Source organism: Rhizobium sp. J15 (genome assembly GCF_002531825.1).
Taxonomy (GTDB): domain Bacteria; phylum Pseudomonadota; class Alphaproteobacteria; order Rhizobiales; family Rhizobiaceae; genus Rhizobium.
In genome coordinates this window covers 18,451-32,957 of sequence record NZ_NWSX01000038.1, presented here as the reverse complement: position 1 = coordinate 32,957, position 14,507 = coordinate 18,451, and the positions used below count along the sequence as shown (strand labels likewise).

The 14,507-nt window shown below is 62.0% G+C and carries 13 protein-coding genes; 5 read left to right on the top strand and 8 right to left on the bottom strand.

Annotated features, from left to right (window positions below):
* The first annotated feature begins 14 nt into the window (after positions 1-14).
* Together CO670_RS24940 and CO670_RS24935 are read left to right on the top strand one after the other, a co-directional pair.
* Positions 15-1,526 carry an ATPase domain-containing protein gene (locus CO670_RS24940; RefSeq protein WP_097592709.1) on the top strand — a complete coding sequence of 504 codons (1,512 nt, stop codon included), beginning with the start codon at positions 15-17 and terminating at the stop codon, positions 1,524-1,526.
* On the top strand, positions 1,501-3,588 hold the full coding sequence (locus tag CO670_RS24935) for a PAS domain-containing hybrid sensor histidine kinase/response regulator (protein WP_176539016.1): 2,088 nt from the start codon (positions 1,501-1,503) through the stop codon (positions 3,586-3,588). Before CO670_RS24940 ends, CO670_RS24935 begins: the two co-directional genes overlap by 26 nt.
* Here the strand turns inward: CO670_RS24935 and mobB are convergent.
* Genes mobB through CO670_RS24920 form a run of 3 tightly spaced genes read right to left on the bottom strand, consistent with a single transcriptional unit; the run spans position 3,585 to position 5,659 of the window.
* The gene (mobB, locus tag CO670_RS24930) at positions 3,585-4,103 is read right to left on the bottom strand and encodes a molybdopterin-guanine dinucleotide biosynthesis protein B (protein WP_097592707.1); all 519 of its coding nucleotides are present in this window, start codon (positions 4,101-4,103) and stop codon (positions 3,585-3,587) included. The genes CO670_RS24935 and mobB overlap by 4 nt on opposite strands.
* A complete protein-coding gene (mobA, locus tag CO670_RS24925) occupies positions 4,100-4,729 on the bottom strand; it encodes a molybdenum cofactor guanylyltransferase MobA (RefSeq protein ID WP_097592737.1) in 630 nt (209 codons plus the stop codon). The genes mobB and mobA overlap by 4 nt, the downstream gene beginning before the upstream one ends.
* Positions 4,730-4,750: 21 nt before the next feature.
* Positions 4,751-5,659: a DMT family transporter gene (locus CO670_RS24920; RefSeq protein ID WP_097592706.1), complete on the bottom strand. Its 909-nt coding sequence runs from the start codon at positions 5,657-5,659 to the stop codon at positions 4,751-4,753.
* Positions 5,660-5,977: 318 nt separating this feature from the next.
* Here CO670_RS24920 and CO670_RS24915 point away from each other — a divergent pair, with 318 nt between their 5' ends.
* Positions 5,978-6,745, top strand: a complete 768-nt coding sequence (locus CO670_RS24915; RefSeq protein ID WP_097592705.1) for an SDR family oxidoreductase — start codon at positions 5,978-5,980, stop codon at positions 6,743-6,745.
* 300 nt (positions 6,746-7,045) lie between these two features.
* Here the strand turns inward: CO670_RS24915 and CO670_RS24910 are convergent, their stop codons facing one another.
* The 5 genes from CO670_RS24910 to CO670_RS24890 all read right to left on the bottom strand — a co-directional run bounded on the left by CO670_RS24910 (position 7,046) and on the right by CO670_RS24890 (position 12,465).
* Positions 7,046-7,828 (bottom strand): glucose 1-dehydrogenase, encoded by a 783-nt coding sequence (locus tag CO670_RS24910; protein WP_097592704.1) that lies wholly within the window; start codon positions 7,826-7,828, stop codon positions 7,046-7,048.
* Positions 7,829-8,016: 188 nt separating this feature from the next.
* Positions 8,017-8,805: an SDR family oxidoreductase gene (locus tag CO670_RS24905; protein ID WP_097592703.1), complete on the bottom strand. Its 789-nt coding sequence runs from the start codon at positions 8,803-8,805 to the stop codon at positions 8,017-8,019.
* Between the two features lie 22 nt (positions 8,806-8,827).
* Positions 8,828-10,306 carry a sugar ABC transporter ATP-binding protein gene (locus tag CO670_RS24900; RefSeq protein WP_097592702.1) on the bottom strand — a complete coding sequence of 493 codons (1,479 nt, stop codon included), beginning with the start codon at positions 10,304-10,306 and terminating at the stop codon, positions 8,828-8,830.
* Between the two features lie 131 nt (positions 10,307-10,437).
* Complete coding sequence (locus tag CO670_RS24895) at positions 10,438-11,367, bottom strand: sugar ABC transporter substrate-binding protein (RefSeq protein WP_097592701.1); 930 nt, start codon at positions 11,365-11,367, stop codon at positions 10,438-10,440.
* A 117-nt stretch (positions 11,368-11,484) separates the two neighbouring features.
* On the bottom strand, positions 11,485-12,465 hold the full coding sequence (locus tag CO670_RS24890; protein WP_097592700.1) for an ABC transporter permease: 981 nt from the start codon (positions 12,463-12,465) through the stop codon (positions 11,485-11,487).
* A gap of 213 nt (positions 12,466-12,678) precedes the next feature.
* On the opposite strand from CO670_RS24890, the gene CO670_RS24885 reads away from it, so the two are divergent.
* Positions 12,679-13,488 carry a transketolase gene (locus CO670_RS24885; protein ID WP_097592699.1) on the top strand — a complete coding sequence of 270 codons (810 nt, stop codon included), beginning with the start codon at positions 12,679-12,681 and terminating at the stop codon, positions 13,486-13,488.
* Positions 13,488-14,444, top strand: coding sequence for a transketolase family protein (locus CO670_RS24880; protein WP_097592698.1), 957 nt, complete (start codon positions 13,488-13,490; stop codon positions 14,442-14,444). Before CO670_RS24885 ends, CO670_RS24880 begins: the two co-directional genes overlap by 1 nt.
* Positions 14,445-14,507 lie beyond the last annotated feature (63 nt).

Below are 14,507 nucleotides of genomic sequence, written 5' to 3'. Positions count from 1 at the left end.
GAAGGAAACGGTGAATGAATACTGCTATGCCTGCCACGAAAGCTCGGACCGGAGTGTCCGGTTTGGACACAATTCTGGCGGGCGGTCTTTCGACAGGCCATGTGTTTCTCCTGGAGGGGAATCCAGGAGCCGGCAAGACCACCATCGCACTGCAGTTTCTGATCGAAGGCGCGCGGCTCGGCGAGCGCGGGCTCTACATCACGCTTTCGGAAACCGAGAGCGAATTGCGGGCCGGAGCCGCGTCGCACGGCATGATGATCGACAGCAATATCGAGGTCTTCGAGGTCGTGCCTCCGGAAAGCCTGCTGGATTCAGATCAGCAGCAGAGCCTTCTCTATTCGTCAGACCTCGAGCTTGGGGAGACCACCAAGGAGATCTTCGCCGCTTTCGAGAGGGTCAAGCCAAGCCGCGTGGTTCTCGACAGCCTGTCGGAGATAAGGCTGCTGGCGCAGAGCTCGCTGCGCTACCGCCGGCAGATCCTTGCGCTCAAACATTATTTTGCCCGGCAGGGGGCGACGGTGCTTCTGCTCGACGACCTGACCTCCGACGTGCTGGACAAGACGGTGCACAGCGTCGTGCATGGCGTCATCCATCTCGAGGAACTGGCGCCGGGATACGGCTCGGAACGGCGGCGCCTGAGGATCATAAAATATCGCGGCCAGGCTTTCCGGGGCGGCTATCACGATTTCACCATCCAGACCGGCGGTGTCGTCGTGTTCCCGCGTCTGGTTGCCGCCGAGCACAGGACGAGTTACGACCGCGACGACGTTTCCAGCAATATTGCGGAACTCGACCTTCTCTTGGGAGGCGGACTGGAGAGGGGCTCCAGCACGCTGATCCTCGGTCCCGCCGGCACCGGCAAAAGCACTTTCTCGTTTCAGTTCCTGGCGGCGGCGATCGCGCGCGGAGAGAAAGCGGCCGCCTTCATCTTCGATGAGGAGCTCGGGCTGCTTTTCGGGCGGCTCAAGGCGCTCGGAATCGATCTCGAGGCGATGAGGGACGCAGGTGTCGTTCACATCGAGCAGGTGGATGCCGCCGAACTATCGCCCGGTGAATTTGCGCATCGCGTGCGGGACTGCGTCGACAAGTCGGGCGCCAAGACCGTCATCATCGACAGTATCAACGGTTATCAGGCTTCGATGCCGGACGAGAATTCGCTGATCCTTCACATGCATGAGCTGCTGCAATATCTGAACAGGCAAGGCGCCAACACATTTCTGACCGTCGCCCAGCACGGGCTGGTCGGCGATATGAAGGCTCCTGTCGATGTCACCTATCTTGCCGACACCGTTATTCTGCTGCGCTACTTCGAGGCAGCGGGAAGGATGCGACGGGCAGTCTCGGTGATCAAGAAGAGAACCGGCTTCCATGAGGACACCATCCGAGAATATCGGATCGATGCGGCAGGCCTGACATTCGGGGGGCCGCTTGTCGGATTCCAGGGAGTGTTGCGCGGCGTTCCGGAATTCGTCTCAGACAGCTCGTCACTCCTGTCGCGCGATGGCGGGGATGGCGGCAATTCCTAATTCCGGCAAACCAAAGGCGTTGATCTATACGCCCACCGGCCGCGACGCTCTGGTGGCGGTATCCCTGGTCAAGGAGGCCGGCGCGACATCGATTACCGCGCCCGACCTTGCGATGTTCGCGGCCTTGCTCGATGATGACGTCGCTTTCGGCGTCCTGACGGAGGAGGCGGTTCGCTCAAGCGATTTGAAGCCGGTCGCAGCCTGGATTTCGGCGCAGCCGAGCTGGTCCGATCTGCCGTTCATCGTGCTCACCACGCGAGGCGGCGGGCCGGAACGAAATCCGGCCGCTGCCAGGCTTTCCGAGGTTCTCGCCAACGTTACCTTTCTGGAACGGCCTTTCCACGCCACATCCTTCATCAGCATTGCCAGGACCGCGCTAAGGGGACGTCTGCGCCAATACCAGGCGCGCGCCCAGCTCGAGGCGCTCAGTGAAGGCGAGCGACGGCTGCAAACGGCGCTTGCCGCCGGCCGCCTCGGTGCGTGGGAGCTGGAATTGTCTTCGATGCGGCTATCCGCGTCCGATACCTGCAAGGCCGTCTTCGGCCGGGGGCAGGACGTGGAGTTTACCTATAATGATCTGGTTGCCAGCATCCATCCCGATGATCGCGGCCTCGTTCAGGAAAACCTGGACAGGACGATCGAGACCGGACGCGATTATTCGGTCGAACACAGGACGATCTGGCCGGACGGATCGCCGCATTGGGCGGAGGTGCATGCGCAGCTCTATGCCGACAGATATGGGTCGGCGAAGAAGCTCGTCGGCGTTTCCTCCGATGCCACGGCGCGCAAGACCAGCGAGGAGAACCTCAGACGGCTGAATGAGAGCCTCGAGGAGCGGGTGCGGGAACGGACGGGCGAGGTTCATGCAGCTCACCAGAGCCTGCTCGAGGAGGTCGCCCAACGTGAAAAGGCGGAGGAGCAGCTTCGCCATTCGCAAAAGATGGAGGCCATCGGCCAACTGACCGGCGGCGTCGCGCATGATTTCAACAATCTGCTGATGGTCGTTCTCGGCAATCTCGAACTGCTCGGCAAGCATCTAACGGGAGACCGGAAGGCAACGCGGCTGGTCGATGGCGCCCTTCAGGGGGCACGCCGCGGCGCGGCCCTGACGCAGCGTCTGCTGGCTTTCGCCAGGCGGCAGGATCTTCAGGTGAAGCCGGTCGATCTGGCCGAGCTGGTGTCGGGCATGAACGATCTGTTGCGTCGTTCCGTCGGATCGTCCGTCAGCATCGAAACCGCGTTTGCGCCGGCGCTGCAGCCGGCATTGGTCGATGCCAACCAGGTCGAGCTGGCGCTGCTCAACCTTGCCGTCAACGCGCGCGATGCGATGCCTGATGGAGGAGCCCTGCGCATTTCGCTGCGCGAAGAACAGGTCGCCGTTGGCGGCGGCGATCTCGACGCGGGGACCTATCTCGTCCTCGGCGTTACCGACACCGGCACCGGGATGGACGCGGAGACGCTGAAGAAAGCCGTCGACCCCTTCTTCTCGACCAAGGAGCTCGGAAAGGGCACCGGCCTTGGTCTATCGATGATCCACGGCCTTGCCGTTCAGCTCAATGGCGCGCTGCGCCTGACGAGCAAGCCCGGCATGGGAACCACTGCCGAATTATGGCTTCCCGCGACCGAACGGCGCCCCGAACAGCCAGCTGAAACCGATATGCCGCTTACGCAAGGCGCATCGAAGCTGAAGATCCTTCTGGTCGACGATGATACCTTGATTGCCATGAGTTCCGTCGAGATGCTTGAAGATCTCGGCCATGATGTCGTCGAAGCGAATTCCGGCTCGCAGGCGCTGGAGCTGATCAGAAGCGATGGACATTTCGACGTGATGATCACCGACTATTCGATGCCCGGCATGACCGGCGCGCAGCTTGCACAGGCGGTGCGGACCATTCGACCGGCGCTGCCGATCGTGCTGGCAACGGGTTATGCCGATCTTCCCGCCGGCGCAGAGGTCGATCTTCCAAGATTGGCAAAGCCGTACAACCAGGCCCAGCTTGCAAGGGAAATTCACAAGGCATTGGCAAGCGAGACGGATCTGCCCCTCAAATCGGCAGGCTAGGATCGAGCCTCAAGCCCGACAATCTCGGCGATGAAATCGGCGATGGCGGCGGTGTCGTCGAGATCGAAGACGGGCAGGGCCGTGTCCGGGACGGGATGATCGGCGGCGATGGCTGCGATGTGGGGATCATCCGGCGCCAAGGGCGTCCGGTTTGCGGCTTCGAGGCGGCGAGCCTCGATCTTCGGGATCGGTTCGCGCTTGTAGCCCTCGATCAAGACGAGATCGCAAGGAGCAAGCCGGGCGAGGATCTCCTCGAACTCGGGTTCGGGAGCGCCGCGCAGCTCGTGCATGATGGCGTAGCGGGTGCCGGAGACGATGGTGACCTCGTGGGCGCCGGCCTGGCGGTGGCGGTAGCTGTCGGCCCCGACCTTGTCGATGTCGAAATCATGATGGGCGTGCTTGATCGTCGATATCTTATAGCCACGGTGGGTGAACTCGGTCACCAAACGCACGGCAAGCCCTGTCTTGCCCGAGTTCTTCCAGCCGGCGATGCCGAAGACTTTAGGTGCCGTCATGTGCGAAGGGCCTCCAGCCAGCGTTCCGCCTCGGCGAGGTCGTCGGGCGTGTTGATGTTGAAGAAAGGGTCGAGCAGACTGGCGCGGGTCGGATGCAGCGGAAAGGCCACTTCCGTAACGTCATGCCGCAACAGGAAGTCGCGCACGCGGCGCTTTTCGTCGGTGGCGATCCAGGCTTCGAGATCGGCCGCCAATGTCACCGGCCAGAGACCGAAGACCGGATGGCTGCGGCCTTCGGAAGCGGCAATAGTGATCTGCGACGGGCGATCGACCGCTGCCGCCAGCCGGCTAACGAGATCGGCCGGGAAGAACGGGCAATCCACAGAGACGGTGACGACATGGGTGACCGAGGGGATGCCGGCGGCATAGACCATGGCCGCATGAATGCCGGCCATCGGGCCGGCCTTGCCGGCAATGTGGTCGGGAAGGACAGGCACGTCTTCGGCGGCGGCATCGGCATTGACGGCGATGGAGGAAACCTGCGGCGACAGGCGGGCCAGCACATGGCGAAGCAGGCTGTCGGTCCCGAGCATGACGCCGGCCTTGTCGCGGCCCATGCGCTGCGAGCGGCCGCCGGCGAGCACCACGCCAGCGATCTCGGATTTGTCCAAGGAGAATTCAGCCATCATCTGCCTCGCAATCATGCGTCACACCGGCACGCGCGGTTCGGATTCCTGCGCGATGGGCGAAACGTGACGCTTGGCCTCACGATAGAACGTATAGAGGCCGGAAGCGATGACGATTGCAGCGCCGATCAGCGTCCATTGGTCCGGCACTTCGGCGAAAAAGACAAAGCCGAGCAGCGAGGAAAAGATCAGGCTCGTATAGCGGAAGGGTGCGACGAAGGAGATTTCGCCGGTGCGCATGGCGAGGATGACCGACTGATAGCCGACGAGCACCAGCACCGAGGCGAGCAGGAGGTGGCCGAGCGAGGTGGCGCTGACCGGCTGCCAGCCGCCGAGCACGGGGATCAGGAGCGCGCCGAAGAAGGCGGCGGAGGAGGCGGTGATCACGGTGATCATCAGCGAGGGTATTTCCGGATCGATCGAGCGCGTGGCGAGATCGCGGCCGGCCGTCGTCAGCACAGCGCCGACGCAGAGAAGGGCGGCGGCGGTGAAGCCTTCGGGGCCGGGACGGATGATGATCATCACGCCGACGAGGCCGACGAGGATCGCCGACCAGCGCCGCCAGCCAACGGGCTCGCGGAAGAACAGCGCCGCGCCGAAGGTGACGACCAGCGGCAGCGACTGCAGGATCGCCGAGGCATTGGCGATCGGCATCATGCCGAGCGCGGTGATATAGGTGACTGCGGAAAGTATCTCGCAGACGATGCGGAGAATGATCAACGGCTTCAGCACGACACGCCAGGAGCGCAGCGCGCCCATTTTCCAGGCGATCAGAAAGACCAGCAGGCTGGTGAACAGGCCGCGCAGGAACATGATCTCGCCGGCATTCATATAGGCGATCACCGATTTGGAGAGTGCGTCGCTGGAGGAAAAGCCGGCCATCGCCATGCTCATATAGATGGCGCCCTCAGTATTGCGTGACCGCGGCATGAAGAGATTCCCTTTACCTGTGCATCCCTTCTTAGTCGGGAAGATACATGAAGGGAATCGGATGAATGTCACACCCGGGATAAATCGATGATGCGGTGCACAAGGGCGCTTACGTAACGGCAGGAGCCTCTGTGAAAACCGTGGCAAATGACCGTTTTATTTGGCGAATCTTCACTTCGATTCCAACTCGGTTGCGAAACTGAGCGCTGCCAAGTCATCCGTCCATCGTCGGCTTTTGTTTTTGCGCGCGGGAAACGGGTGGCTGCGCCGCCTGATGTCTGAGATTTGGGATGCCTCAATCACTGAGGAGAAACGGACATGACACTTCTGAAGGACAAGATCGCAATCGTCACCGGCGCAAGCTCCGGCATCGGCCGCGCTGCGGCGAAAGTCTTTGCACGGGAGGGCGCGAAGCTGGTGATCAACGGAAGGCGAGAGGATGCGCTCGACGCGGTCGTCGCCGAAATCGAGGCGGAGGGGGGAGAGGCCGCCGCCGTTGCGGGCGATGTCAGGGACGAGGCGCTGCAGGCAAGGCTCGTCGATATGGCTCTCTCGCGCTTCGGCAGGCTCGACATCGCCTTCAACAATGCCGGCAGCATTGGCGAGATGGGGCCGGTCTCCGGTCTGTCGCTGGAGGGCTGGCGCGAAACGATCGAGACCAATCTGACCGCCTCTTTCCTCGGCGCCAAACATCAGTCGGCGGCGATGGGCGAGGGCGGCGGATCGCTGATCTTCACCTCCACCTTCGTCGGCTACACCGCCGGCATGCCCGGCATGGGCGCCTATGCGGCGAGCAAGGCCGGTCTGATCGGCCTCGTGCAGGTGCTTGCCGCCGAGCTCGCATCGCGCAAGATTCGCGTCAACGCCCTTCTGCCCGGCGGCACCGATACGCCGGCCAGCATCACCAATGCGCCTGATGCGACTGCGGAAGTGCTCGCCTTCGTGGAGGGGCTGCATGCGCTGAAACGCATGGCGCAGCCGGAGGAGATCGCCAATGCCGCGCTTTTCCTGGCGTCCGACCTGTCGAGTTTCGTGACGGGTACGGCGATGCTGGCGGATGGCGGGGTTTCGATCAATAGGACGTAGGTGAGGGCGTCGGTTGCCTTTCGCTTACCGCTCAAGGCGTTCGTCGCTAGTGCTCCTCACCCCCTCATCTGCCCTGACGGGCATCTTCTCCCCGCTGGGGCGAAGAGGGAGCAAGACGCACCGCGTCGCCCCAAGCCAAAGCATAAAGGGAAGCGAGCGGCGGCTGCGATTCCGCTTCTCCCCGGCGGGGAGAAGATGCCGGCAGGCAGATGAGGGGGTGAGCGGCGAAGCCGCGAATGCTCTGAGCGCGAGCGAAGGCAAGGCAGCGTTTTATACAGTTTCAGTGGCGCTGCTTGCCATCTACGACATGATCAACCCGCCATCGACATTGATCGTCTGGCCGGTGATGTAGGCGGCGTCATCGCTGGCGAGGAAGGTGACCAGGCCGGCGACGTCCTCGCCGGAGCCGGCGCGCTTCATCGGGATGCCCTCGACCCATTCCTTCATCAGTTCGCCGGGGCCGTAATTGCCGAGCAGCTTGCCCCAGGCCTGGTCGTTATAGGCCCACATGTCGGTTTCGATGATGCCGGGGCAGAAGGCGTTGACGGTGATGTTTTCGGTCGCGACTTCTTTCGCCAGGCTCTGGGTGATGCCGACGACGCCCATTTTCGAGGCGGCGTAATGCGGGGTATAGATGAAGCCGTCGCGGGCCTGGCCGGAGGCGGTGTTGATGATGCGGCCGCCGCGCTTGTGCTTGCGCATTCTCGAAATGGCCTCCTGGGCGCAGAGGAAAACGCCCTTGGTGTTGACGGCCATGACCTTGTCCCACTCGTTTTCGGTGAGATCCTCGACGCGGGCGATGGTGATGACGCCGGCGTTCTGGATCGAGACATCAACCGTGCCGAATTCCTTTTCAGTGGCATCGTAGAGCGCCTTGACGCTCGCCTTGTCGGTGACGTCGCCGATGAAGGAGATCGCCTTGCCGCCTTCGGCCCTGATGCCTTCGGCAACGCCGTGGACCAGGTCCTCGTTGGCCGAGACGACGAGATTGGCGCCTTCGCGCGCAAAGCGCCTGGCGATGGCAGCGCCGATGCCGCGGCTGGCCCCGGTGATGACGACCGTCTTGTTTTCGAAGCGTTTCATGGTCTTTCCTTTCAGCTATCCCACGAGCGCCAAGGGCGGCGTCCGGGGCATCAGCTCGTTCTGTCGGCGGGAAGGGCGGGCGGACGACGATATCGCGCCGTCTTGCCCGTTGGTCCCTTCAGCGCCTCGATCTCAGCCAGGGAGGAAGCGAGATCGGTTCAGGTTCTAAAATCAGCGTTCCGATCGCATCACCAGCAGCAGAAGCCGCCGTCTACGAGAAGATCGACGCCGGTTACGAAACTTGCTGCATTCGACAGCAGGAACACGGCCGGACCGACCATCTCGTCGACATCAGCCATGCGCTGCATCGGTGTCTGCTCTTCGAAAAGCTTGGTCTGATGAACCATCTCCGGACGGGTGTTCATCGGCGTTGCCGTATAGCCGGGGGAGATGGTGTTGACGCGAATGCCGCGGCCGACCCATTCCATCGCCATGGACTTCGACATATGGATCACGCCCGCCTTGGAGGCGTTGTAATGCGCTTGGCTGAGGCCCCGGTTGACGATGACGCCCGACATGGAGGCGATGTTGACGATGGAGCCGCGTCCATTCTTCAGCATGGCGCGGGCCTCGGCCTGGCAGGAAAGGAATATGCCCTTCAGGTTGATATCCATCAACGTCTGGTACTGATCCTCCTCCATATCTTCCGCCGGGTTCGCATTGGCGATGCCCGCAGCGTTGACGGCAAGCCTCAAGGCGCCGAGGTCCGCTTCGGTTCGTGCGACGGCGTCTGCAAGCGAAGATTTGCTCGTCACGTCCGCTGCGATCTCGATCGAGCGGCGGCCTGCGGCGCGAATATGTTCGGCTGTCTTCGCCAGTCCGTCGTCGGTCCGGCGGTCGAGCAGCGCAACGTCCGCGCCGCATTGCGCAAGGCCGATGGCAATGCGCTGCCCGATGCCGCTCCCGGCTCCGGTTACCATGGCAACCTGGCCGCTGAGGTCGAAAAGCTTCGGGGCGTTCAGAGTGATGTCGGACACCGCTCTTCCTTTCTCTATCTGTTTAGATGGTCGCTAACTCCATGACCGAGACGTCATTGGCCTGGTCACGATCGAGAATGCCTGCCTGCTTGCCCTGGGCAAGCACGAGAATGCGATTGGAAACGCCGAGAACTTCCTCGAGGTCGGAGCTTACGACGATGACCGCCACACCCTGTTTCGCAAGGTTGACGATGATGTCGTAGATGCCCGCGCGGGCGCCGACGTCGATGCCTCTCGTCGGTTCGTCGAGGACGACGACCTTGGGATCGCGCAAGAGCCACTTGGCGATCACCACCTTCTGCTGGTTGCCGCCGGAAAGATCGGAGGCGAATTGCTCGGCGCGGCCCTTCACGCCGAACTTCGCAACCGCCTTTTCCGCGAAGGAGCGCTTGAGGCGCGGCGTTATCCAGCCACCGCCGAGTTTATCCAGATTGGCGTAGATAATGTTTTCGCTGATCCGGTGGCCGACGATCAGGCCCTGCTCCTTGCGGTCTTCCGGAACCATCACGATGCCCTTGGCGATGGCGTCGGCCGGATCGCGCAGCCTGAGTTCCTCGCCTTCGAGCTTGATCGAACCCGCACTGATCGGATCCGCTCCCGAAATCGCGCGCACCAGTTCGGTGCGGCCGGCGCCGACCAATCCGGCGATGCCGAGAATTTCTCCGGCCCGCACCTCGAAGGTCACGTCACGAAACGAGTCCTCGGGCGAACTCAGTCCGGACACCTCAAGGACCGGGCGGTCCGTCGGAACCGGCAGGGTAGGGAACAGGCGATCAAGCGGGCGCCCGACCATGCTCTCGACAATCGTTCGCACCGGGGTGGCGCTGTCCGAGAATTCCTGCACCCGCTCCCCGTCGCGAAGAACGACGATCCGGTCGGTTATCTGCTTGATCTCTTCCATGCGGTGGGAAATGTAGACGATGCCCACACCTTCCGAGCGAAGCTTGCGAACCTGTTCGAACAGAGCTTCCGTCTCGGCGCCGCCAAGGGCGGCTGTCGGCTCATCGAGGATCAGCAGCTTGGCGTTGAGAGCCAGCGCCTTGGCGATCTCGATGAGCTGCTGATTGGCGGTGGAAAGGCCGGCGACCATCCGTGTTGCCGGTATATGAAGGTTCAAACGCGCGAGCTGGTCCTGGGCCCGGCGAACCATTTGAGCGCGGTCGACGACGCCGTTCTTCATCGGCCAGCGACCGATGAAGACGTTTTCGGCGATCGACAGCTGCGGCAGCAGTTGCAGTTCCTGATGGATCAGGACGACGCCCTTGTCGATCGCTTCGCGCGGGGTGGCCGGGGCATAGGGCTGCCCCAGCCATGTCATCGATCCCTCGGATGGTGTGCGTGAGCCGGCAATGATGCCTGACAGCGTCGACTTGCCCGCTCCGTTTTCGCCGAGAAGTGCCACCACTTCCCCGGGATAGACGTCCAGGCTGACATTCTTCAGCACCTGGAGCGGCCCATACCACTTGGATATGCCCTTCAGGGAAAGAACTGGATCAGTCACGGCACACCTCCTCAAGACTTCGGCTTCATTAGAGCGCCGTGCATCCTTTCGGACGCACAAAGGACGCTCTAACACTTTGAATCTACGCATCGTGCTTTCCGAAAATCGTTCCCGATTTTCGGGTCGATGCGCTAGGGATGGTTGGCGATGAAGCCTGCGACGTTTTCCTTGGTTGTCAGCGTGGCATCCAAGAGCTGTACCGGCGGTACTTTCTCACCGGCGACAAGCTTGGCGGCGTTTTCAACCGCATCGCGGCCCATCTTCTGGGTCTGCTGGGTCGCCGTCACATCGAAGACGCCCTTGCTGAGCGCTTCGAGAGCTGCGGTGTCGCCGTCAAAGCCGCCGACCACGATTTTCTGGGAAGGTTTCGCGACCTTGATCGCCTGGGCAGCGCCGAGTGCAAGAGCGTCAGCCTGAGCAAATACGATCGAGACATCAGGATTTGCCTGCAGCATGTTCTGCATGATCTGGAAGCCTTCGTCCTGGCTCCAGATGTTCGAATATTGCTCGGCGACGACCTTTACATCCGGATAGGCCTTGAGCGATTCAGCGCAGCCCTTGGAGCGGTCGACTTCCGGGGTCGTGCCCTTCTGGCCGTGGATGATGACCATCTTCCCCTTGCCGCCGCCTTCCTTCAGGATGTAGTCGCACACGGCCTTGGCGGAGGCGACGGAATCCGTTGCAAGGAATGTATCGCCCGGCGCGCCCTCGGCGTTGCGGTCGACGTTGACGACCGGAATGCCGGCGTTCTTCGCAAGCTTGACGGGAACGGTCGCAGCGGCGGCGCCTGCCGGAATGTAGATCAGCGCGTCGATTTTCTGGGTCAGAAGGTCCTGGATCTGATTGACCTGCGTCGGGCCGTCGCCCTTCGCGTCGACCGTGATGACTTCGATGCCGCGCTTCTTGGCTTCGGCCTCGACCGATTGCTTGATCTGGTTGAAGAAGTTTGCCTGAAGGTTGGCAACGGCCAGGCCAAGCTTCTTCAGTTCCGCCGCGTGGACGGGGCCGAGCATGAGGCCAAGCAGTGCAGCGGACGCGAGCATGGTGCGCGCAATTTTCATTGTAGTTCCTCCGTTTTTTGATGGAACCCTAGGGTATGTCCTCCCCCTCGGGTGATTGATCCGCCCCGAATTTCCGGGACGGAATTCCGTTTCCGCCAACGCGGCGGACGATGCGCGTCAGGCGCGACGCCGGCGAATGGTTTCTGCGCCGACCGCGAGCACGATGACGACCCCGATGATCACCTGCTGCAGGAAGGGCGAGACGTTGAGAAGGTTGAGGCCGTTGCGAAGCACACCGATGATCAGCACGCCGATCAGCGTTCCGCCGATGCCGCCCGCGCCGCCGGAGAGCGATGTCCCGCCGATGACGACCGCGGCGATGGTGTCCAGTTCATAGCCCAGGCCGCTGGACGGCTGGACGGAATCCAGGCGGGCGGCGAGCACGATGCCTGCGAGCCCCGCAAGGACGGCGCTCACGACATAGACTGATATCGTCACTAGCGGAACGTTGATGCCGGCCAGGCGCGCGACTTCAGGATTGCCGCCCACCGCGTAGAGCATGCGGCCTTCGGACCGGAAGTGCAGGAAGAGCCACGCCGCAAGAACGACCGCGAGCATGAGGAAGACCGTGGCAGTCATGACGCCGAAATGGCGATCGATCGCCAGCATCATGAACCAGTCGGGGAAGCCGACGATCTGCTGGCCGTCCGTGATCATGTTTGCAACGCCGCGCGCCGCCGACATCATCGCAAGCGTGGCGATAAAGGCTGGAACCCGGAACTGCGTCACCAGAAGCCCGACGATGAGGCCTGATACCGCCGACGCGATCAGCGCGAAGGCGATGCCGACGGGCAGCGGCAGGCCGGCGACATTGGCCGTCCAACCCATGACCATCATCGCCAGGGCGAGTGCGGAGCCGACGGACAGATCGATGCCGCCGATCAGGATGACGAAGGTCATTCCGACCGCCATGATGCCGAGGACGGTGATCTGGTCGAGGATGTTGAGGCCGTTTCGAACCGAAAGAAACGTGTCTGTGCTGAAGCTCAGAAAGATGCACAGCGCGAGCAATCCCACGAGCGGTCCGGTGGCTCCCTTGAGCTTACCGAGCCAAGCGCCGGACGAAAGCCTCTGTTCATTGATATCGAGCGCCACCATTGCTCCTCCCTATGCCTAGGCTTGTATCCGATATTTGTGCAAGCTAGAATAATTATTCACACTTGCTGGAAAATTCATTAACAACTTGCTTTCCGGCTGTCAACAAGATTTGCTTCAGGCATATCGTCATCGGCACGTCGTTTGAAGGCTTGACTAATCGGCATGTTATGCAAAAATATTGATAAGTGAATATTTATGCATGATGAGGAACCCATGGATACGACAGAACTTGAGCGCATCGCCCGCGAGATCCGATTGCGTGATCTGCAGGCGGTCTTTGAAGCGGGCGCCGGCCACATCGGCGGGGAGATGTCGGTCATCGACATTTTGACGGCGCTCTATTTTCGTGTGCTGAATGTCTGGCCGGACCAGCCGAAGCATCCCGACCGCGACAGGTTCGTTCTTTCAAAGGGACATACGGCTTGCGCTCTCTACGTGACGCTCGCAAAGCGCGGCTTCATCCCGGAGGAGGAGATTTCCACCTTCCTGCAGCCGCATTCGCGGCTGAACGGGCATCCGAACTGCAACAAGGTTCCGGGCGTCGAAACGAATACCGGTCCGCTCGGCCACGGCCTTCCGGTCGCTGTGGGCATGGCAAAAGCCGCCAAGCTCTCGGGCGCTGGATATCGCACCTATGTCGTCACCGGCGACGGCGAGATGCAGGAAGGGTCCAATTGGGAGGCGATCATGGCGGCAGCTCAGTTCAAGCTCGATAACTTGACCTTGATCATCGATCACAACAGGTTCCAGCAGGGCGCAGCACTTGCCGAAACCAACGATCTCGCTCCGCTTCGTCCGAAGCTCGAAGCGTTCGGCTGGGAAGTCACCGAGATTGACGGCAACAATATGCGCGAGATCGTTCCGGCTCTCGAACATCGGGGGTCAGGACCGCACTCCATCGTCGCCCATACCAACAAGGGCCACGGAATCTCCTTCATGCAGGACCGGGTCGAATGGCACCATAAGGTCCCGAGCAAGGAACAATACGAAATCGCATTGGCAGAATTGTCGGAGGCACTGTAATGAACGCGCCAGTAAACCCACCCAAGCTCCACGATTGCCGCGACGCATTCGCCTCTACGCTCGAGCGGCTGGCAGCCGAAAACGAAACGATCGTCGCGGTCTGCAACGACTCGGTCGGTTCCTCCAAGCTCGGCGGCTTCAAGTCGAGATTTCCGGAGCGCCTCGTCAATGTCGGCATTGCGGAACAGAACATGGTCGGCGTTGGAGCGGGCCTTGCCAATGGCGGACGGCTGCCCTTCGTGTGCGGTGCTGCTCCGTTTCTCACGGGACGGTCGCTGGAGCAGATCAAGGCCGACATTTCCTACTCGAACGCCAACGTCAAGCTGGTGGGGATCTCGTCCGGCATGGCTTACGGCGAACTCGGTCCGACTCATCACTCGATCGAAGACTTCGCCTGGACGCGCGTCCTGCCCAATCTTCCCGTCATCGCGCCCTGCGACCGGATCGAAACCGCGGCTGCCGTTGCCTGGGCGGCGACCTATAGCGGGCCGTGTTTCCTGCGTCTGTCACGGGTCGGAGTGCCCGACCTTCTTCCGGAGGGGCACGCGTTCGAACTCGGCAAGGCGAATCTCCTGCGCCAGGGTTCCGACGTCACTCTGATCGCCAACGGCACCTTGACGCATCGCATCGTGAAGGCTGCCGAGATTCTCGCCGGCCGCGGCATCGATGCCAGGGTGCTCAACCTCGCCACGGTTCGTCCGATCGATGAGGAGGCCATCATCGCCGCGGCGAAGGAGACCGGAGCGATCGTCACGGCCGAGGAGCATTCGATCTTTGGGGGGCTCGGCTCCGCGGTCGCCGAAGTGGTGGTCGACAATGCCCCGGTGCCGATGAAGCGTCTCGGCGTTCCCGGCGTCTACGCGCCGACCGGCTCGGCAGAGTTCCTGCTCGACGAATACGGAATGTCGCCGTCCGCAATCGCCGACGCCGCACAGGCGCTGATCAAGCGCAAGTAACTGGGGATCGCGTGAAGCGGCCGGGGCGCATTTTGCCGCCGCGGCCGCCGCCTGATCCGGGGA

Excerpts from the sequence above, each read along its gene's own strand:
- CO670_RS24940 (WP_097592709.1), top strand. The coding sequence starts at position 15 with ATGAATACTGCTATGCCTGCCACGAAAGCTCGGACCGGAGTGTCCGGT.
- CO670_RS24935 (WP_176539016.1), top strand. The coding sequence starts at position 1,501 with ATGGCGGGGATGGCGGCAATTCCTAATTCCGGCAAACCAAAGGCGTTG.
- mobB (WP_097592707.1), bottom strand. The coding sequence starts at position 4,103 with ATGACGGCACCTAAAGTCTTCGGCATCGCCGGCTGGAAGAACTCGGGC.
- mobA (WP_097592737.1), bottom strand. The coding sequence starts at position 4,729 with ATGGCTGAATTCTCCTTGGACAAATCCGAGATCGCTGGCGTGGTGCTC.
- CO670_RS24920 (WP_097592706.1), bottom strand. The coding sequence starts at position 5,659 with ATGCCGCGGTCACGCAATACTGAGGGCGCCATCTATATGAGCATGGCG.
- CO670_RS24915 (WP_097592705.1), top strand. The coding sequence starts at position 5,978 with ATGACACTTCTGAAGGACAAGATCGCAATCGTCACCGGCGCAAGCTCC.
- CO670_RS24910 (WP_097592704.1), bottom strand. The coding sequence starts at position 7,828 with ATGAAACGCTTCGAAAACAAGACGGTCGTCATCACCGGGGCCAGCCGC.
- CO670_RS24895 (WP_097592701.1), bottom strand. The coding sequence starts at position 11,367 with ATGAAAATTGCGCGCACCATGCTCGCGTCCGCTGCACTGCTTGGCCTC.
- CO670_RS24890 (WP_097592700.1), bottom strand. The coding sequence starts at position 12,465 with ATGGTGGCGCTCGATATCAATGAACAGAGGCTTTCGTCCGGCGCTTGG.
- CO670_RS24885 (WP_097592699.1), top strand. The coding sequence starts at position 12,679 with ATGGATACGACAGAACTTGAGCGCATCGCCCGCGAGATCCGATTGCGT.
- CO670_RS24880 (WP_097592698.1), top strand. The coding sequence starts at position 13,488 with ATGAACGCGCCAGTAAACCCACCCAAGCTCCACGATTGCCGCGACGCA.